Raw genomic sequence first — 24,735 nt, 5'->3', positions numbered from 1 at the left:
AAGCAGTCCCGCGCCGCCCTCGATCGCGCGAGTGCGGGCGCACCGGAGGGCGCGGAGGAGGACGCGCCGAGACCGGAGCTCCGGTCGAGAGGAGCTCAGGTGAGCGGCCGGCGCGCGCGCTCAGCGGGAGGGGCGCTGCCGCTCCGCGCCCGCGGCCGCCCCCGCGTCGGCGGGCTCTGCGGCGCGGCGGTCGGCGGCCTCGCCGGGGCCGCTCGCGCCGGGGATGTTGAGGACCATTCCGCCCTTGTCGCGCAGCTCATCGACGAAATCCGCGCCGAACACCTCCTCGGGCGTGTCTCCGTCGAGGCCGCCCATGCCCGAGAGCCCCTCGAGGTCCGCGAGGTTCCCGTCGCGGCGCCTGGGCGCGGGGCGCGACCGCAGGACGTCGTCCCGGGTCACGGTCAGCGCCACGACGTCCTCGCGCATCACCTCGATCCACGACGCGGGGAAGTCGGCCTCTGCGCCCGCAGGGCCGCGCACGTGGAGCCGCGAGATGTCATTGCCGGGGTCGTTCGCGCCGATGCCCACGAGCTGCACCTCGGCCTCATCCGCGGTCATCACCCGCGTCTCCGGGCCGAGCTCGACCGTATCGTCGGTGACCCCCAGCGCCTCTTCCAGCGCCTGCCTCTGCTCGGGCGGCTGCGGGACGAGCGAGGTGTCGACCCGGCCCGGCGGCTGCGCCGTCGTCCGCCCCTCGTAGTACCGGGGCAGCGAGAGGAGCTCGTCTCGCCCTCGCCGCAGGCGGAGCTGGCCCCCCGCCGTGCCCTGCACGAGATCCATCGACACCAGGAGCTCTTCGCTCGAGAGCGGCGAACGGAGCACCACATGGGTCAACACGCCCCGTTCCCGGTCGACCAGGACCCGGTCGAGCACGCCCGCATCGAGGCCGCCTTCCGCGATCACGGGCATATCGAAGTCGATCTGCATGGTTCCTCCTAGCGAAGCGCCTCTTGCTCGAACGAGAGCCTTGGACGGCCCGACGCCGATGTCCAGGGGAGCGCCGGCGAGCCTCCGCCCCGGCGCCGGAACATCGCCGGCGCGCGCCGGCCGGCGCGCCGTCCGCCTCGCGCATCGCCGCGCCGATCGCGCGCGCCGCTGGGCGGGCGGCCCCATCCCATGGGCCGGGCTTGCGGGATGTCACGGATAGGGCGAGTGGGAACTCGCGATCTCGATACGCGAGGTGGCCAAAGACCAGCTGTTCTGCGCATGGCCATCGGCCGCGGCTGCGCCGCCACCCTCGATGAGGCGCGAGGCGCTTCACGGCCGCCGCGCCTTCCGACCGGCGCCACGTGCGGGCGCGACGCGCCGCCGTCGCCCCCGCGAGCGCGGGGCCGCCTCCACGAGCGCAGCGCCGGAGGCCTCCCGTGATCCGGATCCGGGGCACAAGGTGGCACAGCCCCCGCGACGACCCGCGTCTATTCCCGCGGAATTGCTGCTTCGATAACCTGGTACATCCCATGCAACCTACGCGCCGGCCGCTGGGGTGTGCCAGCGCCGTTCGGGAGGACTGGATTCATGCGCGCACGCTTCGATGCATTTCGCCGACGCTGGAGCTCACCCCACCTGCTGGCCGCGCTGGCGCTGGCGCTCGCGGGCGCGGGCTCGGGGGCGGCTTGCTCCTCCGATGAGCCGGTAGAGCCGCCCTTCGGCCGCCCCGATCAGCCGCGGAACGGGACGATCGAGGTCGATGAGGCGAAGCTGCGGGGCGTGATCGAGGAGGGCGACCTGCGCCTCCAGATCCCGGTGCGCAACCTGACCGCCGGGGCCACGCGCGGCCACCTGCGCGTGACGCTCGTCGACCTGGGCGCGGACAAGGAACAAGGCACGACCGAGGTCGACGTGGACATCTCGAGCTCGGCCGTGGCGACCGCGGAGGCTCGCCTGCCGGCGCCGGCCGTGAGCGCGCAGCCGGGGCTCGCGCGCTACCTCGTCCGCATCGACGACGGGTCGGAGGAGGGGCTGCTCGTGACGCGGAGCCTGCTGCGCGTCATCCCGCCCTACGACGTGCAGCTCGAGGGGCCGGCGCGCGTGGTGCGCGGGCGCGCGGCGAGCTACCGCGTGCGCGCGACGGACGCCTTCGACCACCGGCCCGTGCCGAGCGTGGAGGTCGAGCTCGCCGTGGGCGAGGGGGCCGCGGCGCGGGAGCTCCGCGGGACGACCGACGCGCTCGGCGCCGCGGTGTTCGAGGTCGAGCCCGGCGAGATCGGCGATCTCCCCGTCTCCGCGCGGGCGCTCGGCTTCGGCGTGAGCGCTGTCGTCGACGAGCGCGTCACCGTCGAGGGCCCCGGCCCGAAGCTGCTCCTCACCACCGACAAGCCGCTCTACAAGCCCGGCCAGACGATCCACCTCCGCGCGCTCGCGCTCGAGCGGGGGAACAACGCGCCGCTCGCCCGCGAGCGGGTCACGTTCGAGGTGGAGGACGGCAAGGGCAACAAGATCTTCAAGAAGCCGATCGAGACCGACGCCTTCGGCGTGGCCGCCACGACGTTCCAGATCGGCTCCATCGTGAACGTCGGCGAGTTCAAGGTGCGCCTCGTGAGCGGCGAGACCACGACGGAGAAGACCGTCACCGTGGGGCAGTACGCGCTGCCGAAGTTCGAGGTCGCCGTGAAGACCGACCGGCCCTGGTACAGCGCGGGCGACACGCTGACCGGCACCATCGACGCGCGCTACTTCTTCGGCAAGGACGTCGCCGGCGGCAGCGTGACCATCGAGGCGGCGTCGCTCGACGTCGGCCAGACGACGTTCCAGCGCATCATGGGCACGCTCGACACCCAGGGGCACTACGGGTTCAGCCTGACGCTGCCGCAGCACCTCGCGGGCCTGCCGCTGGAGCAGGGCGACGCGGCGGTGACGCTCACGATCACGGTCGCCGACACGGCAGGGCAGGAGGTCACCAAGGCGATCCCGGTGAAGGTCGCCGCGGACGTGGCCTCGCTCGTGCTCGTGCCCGAGGCGCGCGAGCTCGTCCCGGGGGTCCCGAACACCCTGCTGCTCTTCGTCACCGATCCGCTGGGAGAGCCCATCCCCGAGATCGATGCGGTCATCACGGCGCCGGACGGCGCTCGGCTCACCGCGCGCACCGACGCCTTCGGCCAGGCCGCGGTGAGCTTCACGCCGCCGGCCGGCGCGGCGGACGGCGAGTTCTCGGTCCGGGCCACGGTAGGTGAGAAGGCGGTGCAGCAGAAGTTCTCGTTCGCCGCCCAGGCGGGCGGCGAGCACCTGATCGTGCGCACCGATCGCGCCGTGTACGAGGCCGGCGAGACGATCGAGGTCGCCATCGAGTCGAGCGAGGCGACCGGCAGCGTCTATGTCGACTGGCTGAACGACGGCCAGGCGGTCGACATGCGCTCTCTCGAGCTCGAGGGCGGGCGCGCCCGCTTCAGCATGCCGGTCGATGCCAGCCTGCTCGGCAATAACCGGGTCGAGGCGTACCTGGTCGACGACGACGGCAACCTGGTCCGCTCGGGCCGCACCGTCTTCGCGCGCGGCGACTCGGCGCTGAACATCACAATCGACGCCGACAAGCCCCTGTACGCGCCGGGAGAGACGGCGACGCTGCGGCTCTCGGTCAAGGACGACGCCGGCAACCCGAAGGTCGCGGCGATCGGCGTGCAGGTCGTCGATCAGGCCGTCTTCGCGCTGGTCGACGCGCAGCCCGGGCTGCTCCGCACCTATTTCGAGCTGGAGGACGAGTTCGCGAAGCCGAGCTACCAGATCCGCGGCCCCTCGGCGAACCTCCAGAACCTCCTGTTCAGCGCGACCGCGAGCGAGGATCCCGCGCAGGCCGAGGCCGCGCAGCGCACGACCCAGGCGTCGCTCGCCGCGCTCGCCGGCACGTCGGTGACCGGCCTCCAGGCGCGCACCTGGCCGGCGGTGCTGACGAAGGTGAAGGCCGAGCTCGAGCCGTTCTACGAGCGCCAGCGCGGCGCGCTCCGGCCCGTGCTCGCCGAGGCCGCGGCGGGCGCCGTGCAGGACCTCCGGGCGCTCGGCTGCGACCCCAGCCAGTACTACTGCGACGGGCAGGGCGAGTACGCCACGGCGCTCGCGGGCCGGACGGCCGAGCGCCTCCGCGCCTTCGACGTGTGGGGAAACGCGTACCGGGTGAGCTCCAGCTGGAGCGGGCTCACGGTGCTCTCGTCGGGGCCCGACGAGGTCGCGCAGAGCGCGGACGACGCGACGATCGCGTTCGAGTTCGCCGATCTGGGGGTGGACGTGCCCGCGCCGAATTGGCCCGAGGCCGCCGAAGGCGACGGCGACTGGGCCAACGGGGGCGCCAGCGCCGGGGCGGGCGGCGGCGTCGCCGGGGACCCCGGCGGCGGCGGCGAGAGCGGGCCGCGCGTCCGGCGCGAGTTCCCGGAGACCCTGTATGTCAACCCGAGCGTGATCACGAGCTCCGACGGCACGGCGACCCTGAGCATCCCGCTCGCGGACAGCATCACCGAGTGGCGGCTGTCCGCGCTCGCGAACTCGGCCGACGGCAAGCTCGGCGGCGTGCAGAGCGGCTTCAAGGTGTTCCAGGACTTCTTCGTCGACGTGAGCTTCCCGGCCACGCTCACGCGCGGCGATGAGGTCGAGTTCCCGATCGCCGTCTACAACTACCTCGAGACGCCGCAGACGGTCGATCTCAGCCTCCAGCCGGGGAGCTGGTATACCGCGCTCGGCGCGACCACCGCGCAGGTGTCGCTCGGGCCGGGCGAGGTGCGCGGCGTGCGGTTCCCCGTGCGCGTGGACACGGTGGGCGTCAACGCGCTCACGGTCACGGCGCGGGGCACCGAGGGCGCCGACGCCGTGGCGCGCACCGTGCGCGTGGTCCCGGACGGCAAGCCGTTCGCCGAGAGCAAGTCCGGGATGGTCGAGGCGGGCAGCGTCACCCACGCGCTGTCGTTCCCCGAGGGCGCGGTCGCCGGCTCGAACCAGCTCTATCTCGAGATCTACCCCGCGTTCCTGTCGCAGGTCGTGAGCGGCATGGACAGCATGCTCCAGGTGCCGTCGGGCTGCTTCGAGCAGACCACCTCGACCACATGGCCCAACGTGCTCGTGACGCAGTACATGAAGCAGACGGGCCAGATCACCCCGGAGATCCAGATGAAGGCCGAGTCGCTGATCTCGGCGGGCTACCAGCGCCTGCTCACCTTCGAGCACGCCGGCGGCGGGTTCTCGTGGTTCGGCGAGCAGGACGGGCACCCGTACCTGTCGGTCACCGCGTTCGGCGTCATGGAGTTCACCGACATGATCAAGGTGCACGCCGTGGACGAGGCGATGCTCGCCCGCACCGTGGCCTGGCTCGCCGGCCAGCAGAAGGCGGACGGCACGTGGGAGGGCGATCAGACCGAGTTCTTCAGCTTCCACACGGGCACGCTCCGCAACAGCGCCTTCGTGCTCTGGGCGCTCGCGAGCGCGGGGTACCAGGGGCCCGCGATCGCGCGGGGGCTCGAGGTCCTGGGCAGGTCGTTGCAGCCGGCGACCGACGACCTGTACACGCTCGCCATCGCGGCCAACGCGCTCGCCGTGGCCGCCCCCTCCGGCGCGCTGACCGACCGGGTGCTCGACGCCCTCGACGAGCGCAAGACGGCCGAGGGGGGCGCGATCTTCTGGGACGACGGCGGCACGCAGACCGCGTTCTATGAGGTCGGGAACGACGCCAAGGTCACGACCACCGCGCTCGCGGCGCACGCGCTGCTCTCCGCGGACGCGCACCGGTCGAGCGCCGACGGCGGCGTGAAGTTCCTGACCGAGTCGAAGGACGCGAATGGCAACTTCGGCTCCACCCAGGCGACGATCTGGAGCCTGCGGACGCTGCTCCTCGCCGCGAGCAAGGGGAGCGAGGGCGCCGTGGGGTCGCTGAGCGTCGCGGTCGACGGCGAGGCGGTGAGCACGGTCGCCCTGCGCGAGGACCAAGCCGACGTCATGACCACGGTCGATCTCACGCACCTCGCGACCACCGGCGCGCACGACGTCACGCTCGCGTTCGAGGGGGAGGGGAAGCTCAGCTACAACCTGGTGAGCCGTCACCACCTGCCCTGGAGCGCGGTCCCGAGCGACGGGGGAGGGCCGCTCTCGGTCAGCGTGAGCTACGACAAGACCGCGCTGTACGTGAACGACATCGTGACCGCGTCGGTGGACGTCCGGAACACGACGAGCTCGGCGCAGAGCATGGTCCTCGTGACGGTCGGGCTCCCGCCGGGCTTCCAGGTCCTGACCGAGGATCTCCAGCAGTACATCGCCGCGGGCCAGCTCTCGAGGTTCGAGATCACGGGCAAGCAGCTGATCCTGTACGTGAAGGAGATCCCCGCGGGCGGCGCGGCGAGCTTCGATTACCGGCTGCAGGCGACCATGCCTGTCCGGGCGGAGGACGGCGGCGCCGAGGTGCACCCGTATTACCAGCCGGAGCAGCAGAGCTTCGCCGGAGCGCAGGTGCTGGAGGTGAGGGGGGAGTGAGCGGCTGAGCGGGCGAGGCGCTGGCCGCGGTGGGCGGCCAGCGCTCGCGCGCGGATCAGGGGCAGGCGACGCGCCAGGCGTCGAGATCGAGCCGCTTGATCAGCGTCGAGAGCCCGAGCGGCTTCGTGGCGGCGCAGACGGCGTTCGCCTGCGACGCGGCGACGTACTCCGCGTGGAAGACCGCCTTGCCGGCGCGGATGAACGGCGTGAGCATCTCGCACTCGCCGTACGCGTGGCACTCCTCGTTGAGCGCCCAGTCGAAGTGCCCGACGAGGTCTCTCACCTGATCGAGGTCGTTCTTCAGGCCGATGGACAGCCCGCGCGCGTGCGCCTCGGCGGCCAGGAAGCGGTTGTAGTCGAGCTGCGTCGCCGCGGTGAGCGGGAAGCCGGAGCCGTTGGTGTAGCCGTCGACGTTGTCGGGCTCGACGCCGTCGCAGCGCTTCTGCACCGCCAGGTCCAGCCGGGCCTTCATGACGTCGCGCACGCCGGCGCTGCGGGTGTCGAGCCACCGCTCACCGGGCCACCCGTCGAGCGGGTTGCCGAGCGCCGCGGCGGGGAACTTCGACGCGTCGCTGCGCCAGTCCTCGGAGCTCCCCGCGCTGAAGTAGCAGATCACCTTCTTCCCGGCCGCGCGCAGGGCGTCGATGGTCGCCTGCGGCGCCTCGAAGAGGTCGATATCGTACATGGCGACGTTCAGGCTGGTGTCGATGGTGCCCGTGAGCTGCCATTGCCACGTCGTCCCCGGGGCGGGCACCCAGACGCCGCCGCCGCCGCCGCCGGAGCCGCCGGAGCCGCCGGAGCCGCCGGAGCCGCCGGAGCCGCCGGAGCCGCCGCTGCCGCCGGAGCCGCCGGAGCCGCCGCTGCCGCCGGAGCCGCCGCTGCCGCCGGAGCCGCCGCTGCCGCCGGAGCCGCCGGAGCCGCCGCTGCCGCCGGAGCCGCCGGAGCCGCCGCTGCCGCCGGAGCCGCCGCTGCCGCCGCTGCCGCTGCCGGTCGCACCGCCGCTGCCAGTCGAGCCGCCGCCGGTCGCGCCCGTGAGGACGAGCTGGTCGAGCTGCGAGCTGTCGGCGGAGCTGGTCGTGGCATACCGGATCTTGAGCGCCCCGCCCGACACGAACCGCGCATGAGGCGCCGGCAGGCTCAGGCTCGCGCTCGTCCAGGACCAGTCGCCCGCGAACGCGTTGTCGCCGATCGGGACCCACGCGCCGGCGGCCGCGTCCCAGGCCTCGAAGGTCCAGCGCATCGCCGACTTCTTCGGACCGCGGTAGTTGACGCCCAGCGCGAGCGACGAGAGCTGCGCCGCCGACGTGCCGGCGGGGAGCGCGTACTCGCACATCGCGCTCGTCCTCGGCGCGAACTCGACGTACTTGGTCCACACGTCCTGCTCGCCCGTGAGATCGGCCGTCGCGAGCGCGGCGGCCGTCTGCCCGGCGCCGGTGCTGCCGCGGCTCACCGTCAGCTTCGAGCACGCCATCGTGAAGGCCCCGCTGACCGCGTCGCCGCTCGCCGCCGACGCGACCTCCGCGTCGACGGCTGGATCCGCGCCGCACCCGGCGGCGGCGAGCGTGGCGGTGAAGCACACGACGGCGTGGGCGCGGCAAAGCGCGCTGCGGATCGCGAGGGCGGACGCCGGACGGCTGGAATAAGTCATGGGTTCTCTCCTGGTTCGTGGGCTCGTGAAGCTCGGCGCACGTCGGCGCAGGGCGTCTCGCGACGCTCCGGTCCCCGCGATGGCTCCCGGCGACGGCGGCTCCCGCGTCGTCTCCGTGCGCGCCGGAGCGGCATTGCAAGGCGGGGGCCAGCGCGCGGCCCGCGCCTCTCCCCGCGATCTCGCGCCCGCGCCGCGCGGCGCCGTCGCTGAGGGTTGCGCAAGCTTCGTACACGTGCGCATCCTTCGAACGGCATGGCGGAGCGAGATCCTCGTCGACAGCCGGCCCCTCCGTCCGGCGAGGCGCCGCCGCCCCTCGCGGCCGAGGTCGCGACCGAGCTCGAGGCCGCGGAGGGCGCCGCCGATCGGACGCCGCAGGGGCAGGCGTCGCTCATCGTGCGCACCGGCGACGGCGCGGCGCGGGTGATCGACCTGACCGACGGCGACGCGGTCGCGATCGGGCGCGCGCCGGAGTCGACGGTCTGCGTGGACGACCCCCGCGTCTCGCGCAACCACGCGCGCATCGCGCGGCGGGGCCACGCCCTCGAGCTCGTCGATCTCGGGAGCCGCAACGGCACGTCGGTGAACGGCGCCGCCGTGCGCGGGGGCGAGCGGCTCCTCGCCGGCGGCGACGTCGTCCGCGTCGGCCCGGCCGAGATCGTCGTCGCGATCGCCGCGCCAGCGCTGCCCTCGCGGCCCGCGCCGGCGGACGCCGCGCCGGCCGGGGTGGCGGACGCGCTGTCCGGCGCCGGCTTCGTCGTCGCGGACGAGGCGATGGTGAAGGTCTTCCAGGTGGTGCAGCGCCTCGCGCGCGCCCAGACGACGGTGCTCGTCCTCGGCGAGACGGGCTCGGGGAAAGAGGTCGTCTCCGAGCAGATCCACCGCGCGAGCCCGCGCGCCGGCGGCCCGTTCGTCCGGCTCAGCTGCGCGGCGCTGCCCGAGACGCTGCTGGAGAGCGAGCTCTTCGGCCACGAGAAGGCCGCGTTCACCGGGGCGGATCGCCGCAAGATCGGCTATTTCGAGGCCGCGCAGGGCGGCACGCTGCTGCTCGACGAGGTCGGCGAGCTGCCCCTCGCCATGCAGGCCAAGCTGCTGCGCGTCCTCGAGAGCCGGCGCGTGGCCCGCATCGGCGGCACGCAGGAGATCGAGCTCGACGTGCGCGTCGTGTGCGCCACGCACCGGGATCTCCAGGCCGAGGTGGCGGCCGGGCGGTTCCGGCAGGATCTCTACTACCGCATCAGCACGTTCGTCCTCCGCGTCCCGCCGCTCCGCGAGCGGCGCGCCGAGATCGCGCTGCTCGCGCACCGCTTCGCGCGGCAGGTCGCCGAGCGCATGGGGGAGCCGGCGCCGCGGTTCGCGCCCGCCGCGATGCGGGTGCTCGAGGCGCACGCGTGGCCCGGCAACCTGCGCGAGCTGCGCAACGCGGTCGAGCACGCCGTGGTGCTGGCCGAGGACGGCGTCATCGAGGTCGAGCACCTGCCGGCCTCCGTGGCCGGAGCCGACGCGGCGCCGGCGAGCGCGGGGGCCCCGGCGAGCGCGGGGGGGCCGGCGAGCGCGGGGCCGCCGGCGAGCGCCGGGCCGCCGGCGGAGGACGCGCCGATGCCGGCGCGCCTCGCCGAGCTGGAGAAGAAGAGCATCGAGGACGCGCTCGCGGCCGAGGGGAACAACCAGACGCGCGCGGCGAAGCGGCTCGGCATCTCGCGGCGCGCGCTGCTCTACAAGCTGGACAAGTACAACCTCCGGAGGTGAGCGCCGCCGATGGAGCGCGAGGGCCCCCGGAGGGCGGGGCGACGTTCCCCGGGAGATGGTCATGAGGCGAGTCAACCAGGGGGGTCCCTCCAGCTGCCCTGTCGGCGGCGGATCCTTTGAAATCGTCAAAGAGCTGAACTGAAGATGATCGGGCGGATCAGGCCGTGTCGAGGAACAAGGCGATGGCGTCCGCTGCGCGCAGGGGGGATCGCAGCTCCCAGCGGACGAAGTGGTGGTCGTACTGGCGCTGCCTGGTCAGATCGAGGCGGCACAGCCCGTCGGGGTCATCGACGATCAGCTCTGCAGGCGGGTAGCCATCGAGGCGCGTGAGCGAAGGTGGCCGCGAGGTGCCGGCGCCGTGATCTCGCCACCAGGCCACGAAGTCGTGCGCGAGCGGCACGACCTCCGGGAACGCGCGCCCCGGCTCGCGGAGGACGGCCTCCTGCACGCGGAGCGCGGTCTCGAGCGCGGGCGACCGGGCGATCCCGTGCTGCTCCTCGACGTAGCGCGCGACGTCCTCGTAGAAGGGGCGCCATCCGCCGACGTTGAGGTTCCAGGGGGAGTAGCGGTCCACCCAGGCGAGGGCGGGATATGCGGCCGGGGACGTGGCGAGATTCTCGAGGAGGCGGAGCAGGAAGTCCGTCGCCTGGATCCCGTGATCCCACTGGAGGTACCGGAGCACGTAGAACAGCACGCCGGACGCCTCGTAGAGGCGATACGCCTCGTACAGCCGCTTCATCGTCCGGAGGTCGTCCCGCGTGAAGCTGAAGGTCGCGACGACCTCGTCCAGCTCGTCCGTCTCGATGCGGTACTTCTCCCGGTACGCGGGGTCGGCCATCGGGCTGTTCACGAGCACGCGGGTCATGTAAGCCCGCGCCGGAACGCCGCGATCGATGCAGTGCTGGAGGTCGCGCGCGAACGAGTCGACCGTGGCGCCGGGAAGGCCGAGCAGCAGATCCGTCGAGATCGGCAGCTTGAGCCCGCGGAACACGTCGATCAGCTCCTCGTACCGCCGCGTCTTGATGTTCGAGCGCCGGACGATGCCGAGCGTCGCCGCGTCGGTCGTCTGCACGGCGATGATGCCGTCGGCGGCGACGTCGGCGTCGCGGAGGATACGGATGATCTCGGCGACCCTGGCGGTCGCGTTCTTGGCGTAGTTGACCCCGAACTGGCGCGGAAAGCCGTGCCGCCGCCGCGCGTCCGCCACCATGCGGGCGATCTCGACGTCACGCTCGAGGATGCCGAAGTTCGCGTCGGTGCACATGATGACGGGGATTCGGTTGGCGGCGATCCACTCGATCTCTGCACGGACGCGCTCCATATCGAACGTCTTGATCTTCTGCTGGGTCGCGTGGCCCCAGTCGCAGAAGGTGCAGCCGTAAGGGCAGCCGCGGTTGGTCTCGAGACACGCGGCGAAGAACTCGTCCATGCGCAAGCCGTCGAAGGAGCCCGCGAGGTAAGCCGAGGGGAAGACATTCACGTCCGCCGTGCGCGCGCGATCGGCGGTCCGCAGCGCGCTCCCCGACGCCGGGTCGCGGATCGTGAGGCCGGCGACCTCGCGCAGGTGGTGCAGCCCGGCCGCGGGCCGGCCCGGGAAGGGCGCGAGCGCCTTCAGGATCTCCGCCGCGCTCGACTCGCCCTCTCCGCGCACCGCCACATCGACGTGGTCGTGCTGGGCGAAGAAGCGGCTCGCCTCCGCCTCGTACGCGGGCACCGAAGGGCCGCCGTGGACCGTGACGAACTCGTGGCTCGCCGCCTTGAGCGCCTTCGAGATGCGAAGGTGGGAATCGATCGTCCACGCGTAATCGGAGAAGAGGACGACCCCCGGCCCGTTCCGGAGCACGGCGTCGCGCACGGCGGCCGGGGTGAGGAGCAGCTCCGGGATGATGTCATACGATCGCGAGAGCGCGCCGCCCTCGTAGCGCCGGACATGGGCCAGGATCAGCCCCAGCGCGAGCGGAAGGTACGCCCGAGGCTCGTGGTTCTCGGCAGCGCAGACGAAGTAGACCGGCGTGCGCTCCGGGGTGCGCCGCGACGGGGACGCCTTGACGGACGCCGAGAGCTGCTCGAGCTCGTCCGCGAACCGGATCTTCTGCTCGGCGCACGCGACCCTCACGTCGGCGAGCCGGCTCGGCACGACGCGCGCGCCGTGATCCGCCTGCGCGGCGACGAGGAGGCCGCGCTCGACGAGCAGCTGCAGCCAGGCGCGGGCGCCGGGCGCTCCGTCGGCGAGGACCGCGTCCGGATCCGCCGCGTTCACGAACGACGCGAGCACGGCGACGGCGTCGGGCGGTAAGCGCACGTACCGCCGGGCCGGCACGCTGAAGGCCAGCAGGCCGTCGGGCCCTGGTCGCATCGCGAAGTTCCAGGGGAGATGGAGGCGGCCGGGGATGGACCGCGAGGTCGGCCCGAGGTCATCGTCGCGGCGTTCGATCTCCGAATCCGGCGGCGGAGGCCAGCCGCGATCTTCACCCCCCTCGACGCACAGTCCGGATCGCACGAGGCTCTTCACGGCCGCGTCCCACGCCGACGCGTCCGCCACGGCCGCGCACGCGGGCTCCCAGCGCGTCCGCCCCGACGCGAGCTCGGCGAGGACGACCGCGTTCGTGCGAGTCAAGAGGACGCGGTTGCGCGCCCCCGGCACCCATCCGACCAGCTTCCTCGGCTCGCTCGGGTGTGGCGGTGGATGCAGTGCGACGATCAGGTTGGGTGAAACGCCAATCCGACGGCTATCCATGACGTCCCTCGCAGCTCGACATGTGTCCCTTGGCTGACGCGCGCAGGCGCGCTCGCGCGACGAGCGATCACGCCGGCTTTCGCGGCAGACTGACGATGAACTCGGTGAACTCGCCCTCGATCGACTCGAACCGGAGGCTGCCGCGGTTGCTCTTGACGACGATGTCATACGAGATCGAGAGTCCGAGGCCGGTGCCCTCGCCCGGGCGCTTCGTCGTGAAGAACGGGGTGAACAGTCGATCGCGGATGCCCACCGGCACGCCCACCCCGTTGTCATAGACGCGGATCTCCGCAGCATCGCCGGCCACGCGGGTGGAGACCCGAATATGCGGCGCGTATCCCGGGCTGCCGGCCCCCTTCTTGGTGTTCACCGCGTACCCGGCGTTGTCGATCAGGTTCAGGAGCACGCGGCTGATCTCCTGGGGCACGAGCAGGAGCGACCCGATCGACGGGTCGAGCGCGAGCTCCAGCGATACCTCGATGGGCGGCGTGCGAGAGCGCAACCCCTGTGCGGCGAGGGAGGCGAACTTCTCGACGAGCCCGTTCAGATCAGTCTCCCGGCGCTCTCCCTGACCGCCGCGGGAGTGCTCCAGCATCGAGCCGATGATGCCGTCCATCCGGCGGCCGTTGTCCTGGACGCGGGTCATGGTGAGCGCGACATCATTCAGGGTCTGGCGCAGGCGGCCTCGCGACGCCGCGTCCGCGCCGGCCGCCTCCTCGCGATCGAGCTCCGCCATCGCCTCCTGGAGCATGCTGTCTGCCAATCGCGCGAAATTGTTCACGAAATTGAGCGGGTTGCGCAGCTCGTGCGCGACGCCGGCGGCGAGCGTGCCGAGCGACGCCAGGCGGTCTTGCACGATGAGGCGGTCCTGCGCCTCGCGCAGCCGGCCCATCGCGGCCACGAGCTCTTCGTTCTTCGCCGAGAGCTCGCGCGTGCGCTCCTCGACCCGCTGCTCGAGCGTCCGGTACAATACCGCGTTGTCGAGCGAGATCACCGCCTGCGTCGACAGGAGCAGCAGGATCTTGATGCGACCCGGCGTGAACGCGCCTTTCATGAGGTTGTTCTCGAGGTACACCATGCCCTTGCGCTCCGACTGGCGCGGGAGCGGGAAGCACAGGATCGACACTACCTCGTGCCGGACGACGTACGGGTCGCGCCGGAACTGCGGGCTCGACATGGCGTCATCGATGACCAGCGGCTCTCCGGTGCGCGCCACGTAATTGATGATCGACTCGGGCACCCCGCGGCGCCCCCGCGCGTTCAGGGCCTCGCTCCCCGACGGCGGCGCCACGCTCGGCTGCTCCTCGTCGAGGCTCTTCTCGGCCTCGACGATCCACTGCCCGCCGCGGTCGCGCAGGAGCGCGCCCGACTCCGCGCCGCCGGTCTCGATGAGGAGGGCCATGAGGCGCGTCAGCAGGCGGTCCCGGTCGACTTCACGCGAGATCGCCTGGGATGCGTTGATGACGCTGACCAGGTCGAGCACGTTCAGATCCCACTCGCCGCCGCGCGTGCCGGTCAGCGTGACGGGGCTGAACGTGACGCTGGCCACGCGCGGGACGAGGTGCGGGAGCTCGCGCTCGAGGGCCTTGGCCTTGGTCACCGCGCCCCAGCGCAGGTAGGCCTCGTGCGCCTCGCGAAAGCGGCTGCGCGCGGCGCGCACCTCGCGCCTCTCCAGCAGAAACCGCGCGGAGAGCTCGCAGGCGAGCGCCTCTTCGTGGACATAACCGCTCGAGCGCGCCAGCGCGACGGCGCGCTCGAAGGCCGTGCGCGCGTCGCTGCCGCGCCCCTCGACGCGCGCGCGCTCCGCCTGCACGAGGGCGAACTTGTGCGCGATCGTCTGTGGACAGTGCAGCAGCGCGAGCTCGAGCGTCCGCTCGTGGCCCGCGACCCGCTCCAGGATCTGCGCCCTCTCGGCCTCGTCCGAGCGCTGGAAGAGCGCGAGCCGGGCCAGCGAGTCCCACAGCGCCAGGACCGGCTCCCACAAGGAGTTCGCGGCGACCGCGGCGTAGGGCTCGCGCGCGCGGGCATGCTCGACGGCGCGCTCGAAATCACCGAACAGGTAACAGAGCATCACCTTGAACAGGTGGTAGTTCCCCAAGCCTCCGTCGTCGACGACGTGCGGGAGCCGGGGCTCCTCGTCAAAGAACCGCCCTGCGAGGCGGGGCGGGTCGGCCGTCTCCTCGAACAGGTTGCGCGCGACCTGATGGACGACATCATGCCAGTTCTTGATGATGCTCTGGCGGAACCGGACCGCGACCTCGGCGTAGCGCTCGAGGTCGGCGACCACCTCGCTGAGCAGATCGCCCGCGAGGAACCGTACGATGCACAGGCTCGTGGCGGCGCAAGCGGCGTTGTACGGGCTGCCGGCCTCCAGGCCGTACCGATACGCGTCGAACAGGTGCTGCACGACGCCGTGGAGCGGCAGCGTCCAGTGGATGAGCTGGCAGTGAGCGTAGATGGTAACGAACGCACGCATGCCGCTGTCGCCGAGCGCGTCGGCGAGGGCGACCGCCGTTCGGGCGAAGCGGGTGGCCCGGTCGATGTCGCCCGACTTGGCGAGCAGCACGCCGTAGAACGTGTACGCAAAGGCGGAATCGGCGGTGTTCCCGTGAGCTATCGAGATCTGGATCGCCTTGCAGACGATCGGCGCGACGAGGGGATGCGACGTCGTGATGGCCAGGAGGACCATCCGATTCAGCAGCTCGAGGGCGGTCCGCGCCGCCTCGTCCGTGCAGGGCGGGAGCTCCACGAGGCTCTCGATGGCGCGGCCGGCGAGCGCCTCTTCCGTGCGCCGCATCTCGTCGGCCACCGCCTCGGGCGTCGCCGGCGACGGCAGCGGGAAGCCGACCCGCGCGAGCAGGTCCGCGAGCGTGTCGATCGCCTCGGCCATCCGGCCCTGAGCCAGGAGGATCTGCGCCTCGATGCGGCGCACCCGCGCCTCCTCGACCGGCGTGCGGGCGCGGCGGAGGAGCGCGGCCGACAGGGCCTGTGACGTCTCGAACTCGGCGCAGCAGAACGCCGCCTCGACGCCGCGGTCGTGCAGGTCGCGCGCGAGCTCGCCGCGCTCCCAGCTCTGCTCCGACAGGAGCGCGATCCCCGCCTTCGCGTAGCGCAGCGCCGGCTCGGTAGCCGCGGCGCCGAGCGCCTTCCTCGCGGCCCGCAGGTTGAGGAGCGCCAGCTCCTCCACCTCGACCGGATCCGAGATCGCCCCGACGCCCCGGTTCAGCTGATCGACGACCTCGAACAGCCGCTCCTCGCCGGCGCCGAGCTGGTCGAGCAGCTTCCGCCCGACCTCGCGGTGCAGCCGCGCGCGGCTCGCGTCGTCCAGCGCGGCGAGCGCGGCCTCCTGGACGCGGTCGTGCGCGAAGCGGAACTGGAGCTCGGGCCCCGCTGCAGCTTCCACCGGGGAGTGAACGCGGTCGAGCGGGATCACGAGGCCCTCGGCGACCGCGTCCCAGAGCGCGCGGCCGACCTCGTCGACCCGGCGCGCGGCCACCCTGGCGAGGGTGCCGAGATCGAAGCGGCTGCCGACGCACGCCGAGATCCGGAGCAGCTCCTGGGTCTGGCCAGGGAGCCGCCCGAGGCGCGAGGAGAGCAGGTGAACCACGTTGTCCGTGACGCCGCGCCGCCGGATCGCGTCCGCGTCGAAGCGCCACCCCGCGGGCGACGGCTGCAGCAGCCCGTCGGCGCGGAGAGACATGATGAAGGCGCGCATGAAGAACGGGTTGCCGCCGGTGCGCGCGAGGACGAGCTCGGGGAGCGCCTCGATCTCCTCGGGGGCCGTGCACAGCGCGTCGCCGAGGAAGCGCCCGATATCCTCCCGGGTGAGCGGCGACAGCGCCAGCCGCTCGACGTGAGATCCCTGCGCCTCGATCTGCGCCACGGTCGCGCGGACGGGGTGGGACTCTCCGACCTCGCTGTCGCGGTAGGCGCCGAGCAGGAACAGCGACTGATCGCGGGCCATGTAGATCAGCTCGTGGAGGAGCTTCAGCGAGTCGACGTCCGCCCAGTGGAGGTCGTCGATGAGGACGCAGAGCGGGTGCTCGGGCCGCGCGAACAGCGAGACGAGCTGGTAAATCGCCTCGTGGAAGCGGTTGCGCGCCTCGTCCGGGGGCAGCGGCGCCGGGGGCGGCTGCTGGCCGATGACGGCGCAGAGGGACGGGCACACCTCCGCGAGCACGGCCGCGTTGGACCCGAGGGCGCCGACGATCCGGTCTCGCCAGGCGCCGAGCTGCACCTCGCTCTCGGTGAGGATTTGGTGGACGAGCCCCTCGAGCGCCTGCAAGAAAGCGCTGTAGGGCGCGCTCCGGATCTGGTCGTACTTGCCGGCGATGAAATACCCGCGGCGGGCGGTGAGCGGGCGGTGCACCTCCTGGATGAGCGCCGTCTTGCCGATGCCGGTGTAGCCCGACACGAGCATCAGCACGGCGCCGCGCGTGGCCCGCTCGAACGCGCGGAGGAGCTGCTTCGTCTCGGCGTCGCGGCCATAGAGCCGCTGGGGGAAATGGATGCGCTCCGGGCGGTCTACGGTGCCGAGCGGGAACGGATCGATCGCGCCGGCGCGCCTGAGCCCGTCGAGGCAGCGAGCGAGATCCGCGCGGAGGCCGGCCGCGGAGCGGTAGCGCTCGTCGGCGTCCTTGGCCATGAGCTTCAGGATCACCGCCGCGACCGCCTCCGGGACGGAGGGGTTGAGCTCCGCGGGCGAGGGCGGCCTCCGCGCGATGTGGCAGTGCACGAGCTCCAGCGGATCCTCCGCCACGAAGGGGCGCCGGCCGGTCAAGAGCTCGAAGAGCGTCACGCCGAGCGAGTAGAGATCCGCCCGCTCGTCGATCGCGCGGTTCATCCGTCCGGTCTGCTCGGGCGAGATGTACGCGAGCGTCCCCTCCAGCGCGCTCAGGCCGCCGAAGCCCTGGTGCTCGGTCGCGAGGACGGTCGCGATGCCGAAGTCGATGAGCTTGATCTGCCGTGTCTCCGGGTGAATCAGGAGGTTCGACGGGTTGATGTCCTTGTGCACCACGCGCCGCTGGTGGATGTGGTCGATCGCCTTCGCGAGCGCGATCGAGAGATCGAGGAACTCCTCGACCGGCAGCTTCCCTGCCATCCTCGCGGCCCTGAGGGCGACGCCGCCGAAATCCTCCATGACGATCCCGAAGCGGCCCCGCTCCTCTTCCAGCCCGTAGGCGCGCACCACATTCTCGCCCTCGCAGCTCGACAGCAGCGCGTGCTCGTGCCGGAACGCGGCGAGCCGCCGCGGCGGCGGGTGATCCTCCTCGAGCACCTTCACGACCACCCGCGCCCCGTCCGCGCGCCGCTGCGCGCGGTAGACGGCCGTGTGGTTGCCCATGTGGAGAAGCTCGTGGACGTCGCAGCCAAAGATACTGGTCAACATGAAAGCTCCGGGGCCCGGCGCAGGTGGAACGAGTCGTGCGCCATCTCGTTCGAGCGCTCGCGAGACGGGGGCGAGCGCGCTGCGGAATCTACTCCAGGTTCTGCTCGGGCGAGTCGGGCACGTCCGGGTCGGGCAGCGGATCGTAGCCGGGGTCGGCGAACGCGGCGCCGAGGTGCCAGGGCCCGTCGGGCGCGAGCTCGGCGGGACGCATGATCGAGGGGACGTCCTCCGGGCGGATACCCCACGACGCGATCAGCGGGTCCGGGTCGCGCAGGAAGTCGTCGAGGCGGAATGGATCGGTGCTGAGCTCGGTCAGCAGTTGGAATGCGGCGTTCATGGCGTTCTCCTGGGCTGGATGCTGCGGGGGCGATGGCTCCGCGATCGATCGCGTGGTCCTCTGCGGGTCTGTCAGGGGCGGCCTATCTGGGGTTTGGCTCTGAGCTCGGCGCGCAGCGGCTCCCATGCAGGGTCGCGGCTCACGATCGTGATCGCCTGAAGATCGTTGAGCTCAAGGATCTTCGCGAGCTTCTTTCGCGCCTCGGTCAGATCTCCTGCCAGGCAATCGAGCCCGCCGCTCATGGCCAGGAGCCGAGCATCCATCCCGTTCACCGCCACGCGCGCGCGCTGGACCGCCGCCTTCACCGTGGGATCGTGGATCGCGGGATCGCCGGGCTTGCGGACCCTGGCGCCGGCGCTGTCGAGCAGCTCGATCTGCCTGAGTCCATTGGCCACGAAATAGCGCGCGAACGTCTCGTCGCTCTCGATCTGCAGGGTCTGCCACGCGAATCGCACACCCTCGTTAAGTATCTGCCTCGCGCGCTCTCGCAGCTCGCTCGTCTTCTCATTAGTTCCGGTCTTCTCCGAGGCCACCCGCAGCTCGCCGCCCGTGTAGATGGACATCTCCATCATCGCGCGGACCATCGTCAGCTCCCGATTGAGCCCGCTCATCTGCGCCATGCCGATGTCGCACATGGACTCGCTTCTGTACCCGTCCGGGCCTTTCGATCGTTCGTCGGGCCCGGGCATCTCGTCGTGCGCGCGCGTCGCGCGCAGGATCGCGCGGAACAGGTACACCCAGCCATAGTTCGGGTTCAGCAGGAGCGCCTCGCTGAAGTCCTTGTCGGCGCGGTGGTACTCCTTGTTCTTGATGTCCTCGCCTTCGAGCCTGAGGCTGAGTCTCTCGTCGAGCTCATCGCGCTCGATCTTCGGGAGCGTGCGGACAATGTCCGTTCTGATCCAGTAATGTGTCGTGTAGGTAGCGCCGCGATGCGCGAGGACCCAGGGATTCCTGGGCCCACCGCTGCCGAGAGCCTCTGTGAACAGGGCGAGCGCGAGCTCGCATAGAACGTTCCACCAGATGCTCCTGCGCTTGAGCTCGGGCTCGAGCTGGACATTGCTGTTCGCCCGATGCTTGAGCTCGCTCCTCAGGTGGGCGTTGTCCTCCGCGGCCTGCGCGTCGCTCGACGACGTGGCGGCCATCGCCCACAGGCGGTAGAGCTCGCCCTTCTGGGCCAGAAACCACGCCCAGTTGTTCGTCTTGTAATGGTCTTCCACGCCCTTGTTGTAGAAATCCTCTGTCGCCCCCTTGAAGTCACCGAGCGCGGCGCGGGCCGACGCCCGGTGCGCGTACGCCCACCAGTAGTTGTGCTTCGCGTTGATGGCCTCCGTGAAGCACGCGATCGCTCCCGAGTAGTTGCCTTCCTGCCGCAGGGTCTCCCCGAGGAGTGCGGTCCTTCTCGCGTCGCCGCTCATGCTGCGCCTCCTGCCAGCTGCTGGAACGTCATCTCTCGCAGAGGTGGCACGGCCGCGTCGCCGCCGGCCGCCACCCGCTCCCACATCGCTCGGTCGACCGGCGCCGCCGCGACCGGGGGCACATAGAGGGTCGACACGTCGGTCACCGGCGCGCTCGCGAGCTCGTCGAGCCGCTGGCCCACCATCTTCGGCGGCTCGATCGGGTGCGTCGACGCGTCGTAAACGATCGCCTCGTGCGAGCGAGGGTACCGCTCGCACAGCACCTCCGCGAGCACGCCGAGCCCCCGCCGGATACGGTCCGTGGCCGCGGGGTCGAAGACGTGCGGATTGCCGATGAGCGCGATCTGCGACAGCACGAGCGGCGTGTGGACGTCGAAGGGGCGTCTCCGGAGCAGGAAGTCGGTCGCCTCGTAGGCCGCGCAGCCCTCGTGGCCGGGATCCAGGCCCAGATCGGCGAAGAGGCAGTCGAGGAACGACACGCCGGGCAGCATGCGCGCGCTGTGCCCCTCGCTCCGCGCGCGCCGGATGACGTCGTGCGCCGGCGTGGAGAAGACGCCGGGGTGGCCATAGAAGATCGCGCAGACGCGCAGGCCGCGGCGCACCTCCTCGAGGATGTCGTCGACGATCCGGCGGTAGATCTCGCGGCGCGGCGGGCCGTCGCTCGCGCCGTAGCGCAGCGACTCCGCGTCGACGCGCAGCGAGCGTAACCAGCGCGCGGTCCCCCCGTCGGCCACCGCGAACAGCACGCGATCTGCGGCCTCGATGGCGCGGCGGGCGGCGAGCGTGGTTTGCCCCGCCCACTGGATGCCTGTGCCGACGACGACGAGCGAGCCTTTGCCGTGCCGTTCGGCGATGGGTTTCGTGCTGTCTGCGGGTTGTGCCAAGGGAGTGACCTCGCGGCGTGGTGGACGGAGTGATCCGGTCGTCGACGCGGCTTTGCACGCGACGTACCACCCCGGCGCGCCCCCCCGGCGCGCGGCGAGCGCGGGGCCGCCGCTGACCGAGGCGCGCGAACGCCGCCTCTCCGGAGGCCCGACGTGCCCCTCGACGCGGGCGTGCGTCGATCCGCGCCGGTCCGACATGTCGTCGCCGTGTCGGCCGACATGTCGGCGGCGATGGATCGTTGCCGTCGGGCGCCGGCGCTACACCTCGACGGTCGGCAGCTCCGCGAGCGAACGCGGCGCCGGCTCGCTCCGCACGACCCGGTAGACCGCCGTCGGCTCCGCCCTCGGCCAGACGCCCCGCGCGCCGGCGGGCTCGAGCTTGATCTCGCGCCTGGCCCCCGCGCAGACCGCGTCGTCGACGAGGATCTCCCCGGGGAGCGCCGCCCTCGCGAGGTGCGCCGCGGCGTTCACCGCCTCCCCCAGCACCGTGTAGCCGAGCTGGCCGCACGCGTGCGAGCCGACGCCCGCCGCGAGGACGTTGCCCGTGGAGAGGCCGATGCACACCCCGTGCGCATACGGCGAGTCGTCGCCCGCGCGCTTCGCGATCGTCTCCATCTGGGCGCGCACGGAGAGGCACGCGTGGAGCGCGCGGTCGAGGTGATCCGGCCCATGGAACACCGCCATCACGGCGTCGCCGATGAACTTGTCGATGACCCCGCCCTGCGCCAGGAGCTCCGGGACGATCACCTCGAAGTTGGCGTTGAGCACCCGCGTGGCCTCGGCGGGCGGCCGTTCCTTCGCGACGCGGGTGAACCGATTCACGTCGACGACCGCCACGGTCGCCTCGAGCGCCTCGCTCGCCGCCGCGCCCGCGGGCCCGAGCGACCGGAGTCGCTCGATCAGGGCCGCGCTCGTGAACTTTCGCAAGAGGTCGTTCTCCTCGTTCGAGCGGGCCTTGCGCCGGTGCTCCTCGACGTGGCGGAGGGTCTTCGCCAGCGTCGCCTCGAGATCCTCGAAATTGATCGGCTTGAACAGGAAATCGAAGGCGCCCCGGTTCATGGCGCGGCGGATGTTGGTCATGTCGCCGTACGCGGACACGATCACCGTCCTCGCCAGCGGGTTCACCTCGGGGATGCGCTCGAGCAGGGCGAGACCGTCCATCACCGGCATGTTGAGATCGGTGACGACGACGTCGATGTCCGGATGCCGCTCCAGCGCGTCGAGGGCGAGCTGGCCGTTGTTGGCGAAGACGAGCTCGTAGGCGGCGCGGCCGGTCCTCTTGCGGAAATGCAGCTGGAGCAGGAGCTGGACGTCGGGCTCGTCGTCCACGATGAGGATCTTGGCGGGCCGGGTCTCGGCGTCGCAGATCGCGGCGAAGGCCGAGGCGAGCTCGCGGGCCGACTGGAACCTACGAGAGCGATCCTTCGCCAGGGCGCGCTCGAAGAAGCGGTCGAGCTCCGGGGGGTGGGCGACGTCGAGGGACGACGGCGTCGGGAATGGATCGGTGCAGATGCTGACGATGACCTTCCGGACGTCCCCTGTCGGAAACGGGAGCTGGCCGGTGAGCGCGCGGTAGACGATGACGCCGAGCGACCAGAGATCGGTCAGAGGGTGGGGGACGGCGCCGCGGACCTGCTCGGGGCTCATGTACGCCGGGGTTCCGAATCGGGTGCTGTACCGGTCGACGGACGGATCGTCGCTCCCCTCGTGGAGGGTCCACCCGATCCCGAAATCGAGGATCTTCACGGACTCGCCGTACGCGCTCCGGGCAAGGAAGATGTTCGCGGGCTTGAGATCGCAATGGACGATGCCCGCCGCGCTCGCGGCGTCGAGCCCCGCGCTGATCTGCCGGAGCAGGGACAGCACGGCCGCGGGCGGGAGCTGGTGCACCCGCGCGAGCCGCGACTCGAGGTCCTCGCCCTCGAGCAGCTCCATGACGATGTACGGCGACCCTTGATCGATGCCGTAATCGTGTACTTGGACGATGTGCTCATGACGGACCCGGGCGATCGTCATCGCTTCCTTCGCGAAGCGACGCTGCGCCTCGTCGGAGGCGACATCCCCGGCGGCCATCAGCTTGATCGCCACCGTCCGGCGGAGCATCTGATCGAAGGCCTCCCACACGACGCCCATGCCGCCGTGGCCGATCTCGCGCCGAAGCGCGTACCTGCCCCCGATCATGTGGTCCTGCATAACAAGTCAGAACACCTACGCGCCTGGGGACCGCCGGTCAACGGGCAGCGCGGCCGCCAGGGCCGCCCCGACACAGCCGCAGAGATCGACCGCTTCAGCGCGCAGATCCCCCGCGCCGCGCCGCGCGCCAGGCGCGATCGAGGTGGTCTGATGTGCGCGCCTTGGGCGTAACGGGTGTAGAGCCATTCGCGCCGACAGTCACCCACCCGCCTTGCAAACATTTTCGGTGAGCGCGTATCCTCGCACACGATGGTGGTGGCGCAGCCAGGGGTGACGACGCTCGGGGCGATGACGACGCAACACCCGAGCTCAGCGGCGTTGCCGAAGGCAGGCGCGCGCCTCGTCCCTGCCCTCACCATTCTCTATCACCCTCGCCTCGAGCGCGTCGGCGAGCGCGCCGTCCTGCGGGACATCGCCGTTCGGGACGCGGTCGAGCTGTCGCGGATGGCGCCGTGCTTCGCTCCGCCGGGCTCGGTCCGCGGCGCGCCGCTCGAGGACGTCTACCTCAGCCGCAGGCCCCTGCGCTTGCTCGCGCTACCCGGCCGCCGAATCCGGCTGGAGGCGCCCGGGAGCCGCATGCGCGTCGCGGTGCAGGGCGCTCCGCTCCAGGCGGTCTGCGATCTTTCCGAGGGCGACGTGGAGCAGGGCGTCATCATCGAGCTCGCGGACCGGGTCGTCCTGCTGCTCCACATGGCGGATCCGAGCCCGCCCGAGCCGGGGGATCGCCTCGGTCTCGTCGGCGACAACGACGCGGTGGAGCGCGTCCGCTGGGATATCCGCCGCGTCGCCAACCTCGAGATCGCCGTCCTCCTCCGCGGGGAGACAGGCACGGGGAAGGAGCTCGTCGCGCGGGCCATCCATGAGGCCAGCGAGCGCCGCGGCCGGCCGTTCGTCGCGGTCAACATGGCGGCGATCCCCCCCTCGCTCGCGGCCGCAGAGATGTTCGGCGCCGAGCGGGGGGCGTACACCGGCGCCGTGCAGAGCCGACCCGGGTATTTCAGCCTCGCCCAGGACGGGACGCTCTTCCTCGACGAGATCGGCGAGGCGCCGCCGGACGTGCAGGCGATGCTCCTGCGGGCGCTCGAGACGGGCGAGATCCAGGCGGTGGGCGCGCAGCAGCCGAGGAAGGCGCGCGCGCGCCTCATCGCCGCCACCGACGCGGATCTCGAGGCCCGGGTCGCCGAGGGGGCCTTCCGCGCCCCCTTGCTTCACCGCCTGGCCGGCTACGAGATCGCGCTCCCCCCGCTCCGCCGCCGCCGGGACGATATCGGCCGGCTGGTCGTTCATTTCCTGCGCGAGGAGATCGAGGCCGCGGGCGAGGCGCGCCGGCTCGGCTCCTCGGCGCCGGGCGAGCCGCCGTGGCTGCCGGCGCCCGTCGTGGCGAGGCTCGCGCGGCTCGACTGGCCCGGCAACGTCCGCCAGCTGCGGAACGCGGTCCGACAGATGGTCATGGGGAGCCACGGGTCGGCGAGCCTGGAAGCGATGCCGGTCGTCGAGCGCCTGCTCGAGCGGCCGCTCCCCGAGCCGCGGGCGGGCGCCGACAGGAACGGCGAGGCCGCGCCGGTGCGGTCTCCCTCGGACCGGGCGCAGGCGGAGCCTGCCGTCCGCGGCGCAGAGCCCCGCGGCAGGGGCAAGGGCGCGGGGTGGCGCAAGCCGTCCGACGTGCGCGAGGAGGAGCTGCTCGACGCGCTCCGCCGCAGCCGGTGGGATCTCAAGGCGGCAGCAGAGCTGCTCGGGGTCTCGCGGACATCGCTCTACGCGCTCGTGGAGAGTTGCCCGCGCGTCCGCCGGGCCAGCCAGCTTCCGCACGACGAGATCGCCAGCTGCTACAGGGAGTGCGACGGGCGCATCGACGCGATGGTCGATCGCCTCGAGGTCTCGAAGCGCGCGCTGCTGCGGAGGATCCGCGAGCTGGGCCTCGCATAGACCCGGGCGGACAGGATAT

General features: G+C 71.9%; 11 protein-coding genes. 3 read left to right on the top strand and 8 right to left on the bottom strand.

The window, feature by feature from the left end:
• Positions 1-120 precede the first annotated feature (120 nt).
• On the bottom strand, positions 121-927 hold the full coding sequence (locus WMF20_RS23725) for a hypothetical protein (protein WP_437616884.1): 807 nt from the start codon (positions 925-927) through the stop codon (positions 121-123).
• A gap of 588 nt (positions 928-1,515) precedes the next feature.
• Here WMF20_RS23725 and WMF20_RS23720 point away from each other — a divergent pair.
• A complete protein-coding gene (locus tag WMF20_RS23720) occupies positions 1,516-6,441 on the top strand; it encodes an MG2 domain-containing protein (RefSeq protein WP_437616883.1) in 4,926 nt (1,641 codons plus the stop codon).
• 55 nt (positions 6,442-6,496) lie between these two features.
• On the opposite strand, the gene WMF20_RS23715 is transcribed toward WMF20_RS23720, so the two are convergent.
• Complete coding sequence (locus WMF20_RS23715) at positions 6,497-8,089, bottom strand: endo alpha-1,4 polygalactosaminidase (RefSeq protein ID WP_437616882.1); 1,593 nt, start codon at positions 8,087-8,089, stop codon at positions 6,497-6,499.
• Positions 8,090-8,341: 252 nt separating this feature from the next.
• On the opposite strand from WMF20_RS23715, the gene WMF20_RS23710 reads away from it, so the two are divergent.
• A complete protein-coding gene (locus tag WMF20_RS23710) occupies positions 8,342-9,835 on the top strand; it encodes a sigma 54-interacting transcriptional regulator (RefSeq protein WP_437616881.1) in 1,494 nt (497 codons plus the stop codon).
• A gap of 157 nt (positions 9,836-9,992) precedes the next feature.
• Here the strand turns inward: WMF20_RS23710 and WMF20_RS23705 are convergent, their stop codons facing one another.
• From WMF20_RS23705 to WMF20_RS23680, 6 genes are all read right to left on the bottom strand, one after another.
• Entirely contained in the window at positions 9,993-12,452 is a 2,460-nt protein-coding gene (locus WMF20_RS23705; RefSeq protein WP_437616880.1) for a B12-binding domain-containing radical SAM protein, read from the bottom strand.
• 187 nt (positions 12,453-12,639) lie between these two features.
• On the bottom strand, positions 12,640-17,961 hold the full coding sequence (locus tag WMF20_RS23700) for an AAA family ATPase (protein ID WP_437616879.1): 5,322 nt from the start codon (positions 17,959-17,961) through the stop codon (positions 12,640-12,642).
• An 88-nt stretch (positions 17,962-18,049) separates the two neighbouring features.
• A complete protein-coding gene (locus tag WMF20_RS23695; protein WP_437616878.1) occupies positions 18,050-18,298 on the bottom strand; it encodes a hypothetical protein in 249 nt (82 codons plus the stop codon).
• A 71-nt stretch (positions 18,299-18,369) separates the two neighbouring features.
• Positions 18,370-19,713 (bottom strand): hypothetical protein, encoded by a 1,344-nt coding sequence (locus WMF20_RS23690; protein WP_437616877.1) that lies wholly within the window; start codon positions 19,711-19,713, stop codon positions 18,370-18,372.
• Positions 19,710-20,597, bottom strand: coding sequence for an SAM-dependent methyltransferase (locus tag WMF20_RS23685; protein WP_437616876.1), 888 nt, complete (start codon positions 20,595-20,597; stop codon positions 19,710-19,712). The genes WMF20_RS23690 and WMF20_RS23685 overlap by 4 nt, the downstream gene beginning before the upstream one ends.
• Before the next feature lie 258 nt (positions 20,598-20,855).
• Complete coding sequence (locus WMF20_RS23680; protein ID WP_437616875.1) at positions 20,856-22,790, bottom strand: protein kinase domain-containing protein; 1,935 nt, start codon at positions 22,788-22,790, stop codon at positions 20,856-20,858.
• Positions 22,791-23,078: 288 nt separating this feature from the next.
• On the opposite strand from WMF20_RS23680, the gene WMF20_RS23675 reads away from it, so the two are divergent.
• Complete coding sequence (locus WMF20_RS23675; RefSeq protein ID WP_437616874.1) at positions 23,079-24,716, top strand: sigma 54-interacting transcriptional regulator; 1,638 nt, start codon at positions 23,079-23,081, stop codon at positions 24,714-24,716.
• Positions 24,717-24,735: the final 19 nt, after the last annotated feature.

Origin of the sequence: Sorangium sp. So ce834 (assembly GCF_051521425.1) — a bacterium.
Taxonomy (GTDB): domain Bacteria; phylum Myxococcota_A; class Polyangia; order Polyangiales; family Polyangiaceae; genus Sorangium; species Sorangium cellulosum_D.
Note: the sequence above shows the minus strand (reverse complement) of the source record. Positions and strands in the feature narration are given on the sequence as shown.

Excerpts from the sequence above, each read along its gene's own strand:
- WMF20_RS23710 (WP_437616881.1), top strand. The coding sequence starts at position 8,342 with ATGGCGGAGCGAGATCCTCGTCGACAGCCGGCCCCTCCGTCCGGCGAG.
- WMF20_RS23725 (WP_437616884.1), bottom strand. The coding sequence starts at position 927 with ATGCAGATCGACTTCGATATGCCCGTGATCGCGGAAGGCGGCCTCGAT.
- WMF20_RS23675 (WP_437616874.1), top strand. The coding sequence starts at position 23,079 with ATGACGACGCAACACCCGAGCTCAGCGGCGTTGCCGAAGGCAGGCGCG.
- WMF20_RS23695 (WP_437616878.1), bottom strand. The coding sequence starts at position 18,298 with ATGAACGCCGCATTCCAACTGCTGACCGAGCTCAGCACCGATCCATTC.
- WMF20_RS23680 (WP_437616875.1), bottom strand. The coding sequence starts at position 22,790 with ATGCAGGACCACATGATCGGGGGCAGGTACGCGCTTCGGCGCGAGATC.
- WMF20_RS23690 (WP_437616877.1), bottom strand. The coding sequence starts at position 19,713 with ATGAGCGGCGACGCGAGAAGGACCGCACTCCTCGGGGAGACCCTGCGG.
- WMF20_RS23700 (WP_437616879.1), bottom strand. The coding sequence starts at position 17,961 with ATGTTGACCAGTATCTTTGGCTGCGACGTCCACGAGCTTCTCCACATG.
- WMF20_RS23715 (WP_437616882.1), bottom strand. The coding sequence starts at position 8,089 with ATGACTTATTCCAGCCGTCCGGCGTCCGCCCTCGCGATCCGCAGCGCG.
- WMF20_RS23720 (WP_437616883.1), top strand. The coding sequence starts at position 1,516 with ATGCGCGCACGCTTCGATGCATTTCGCCGACGCTGGAGCTCACCCCAC.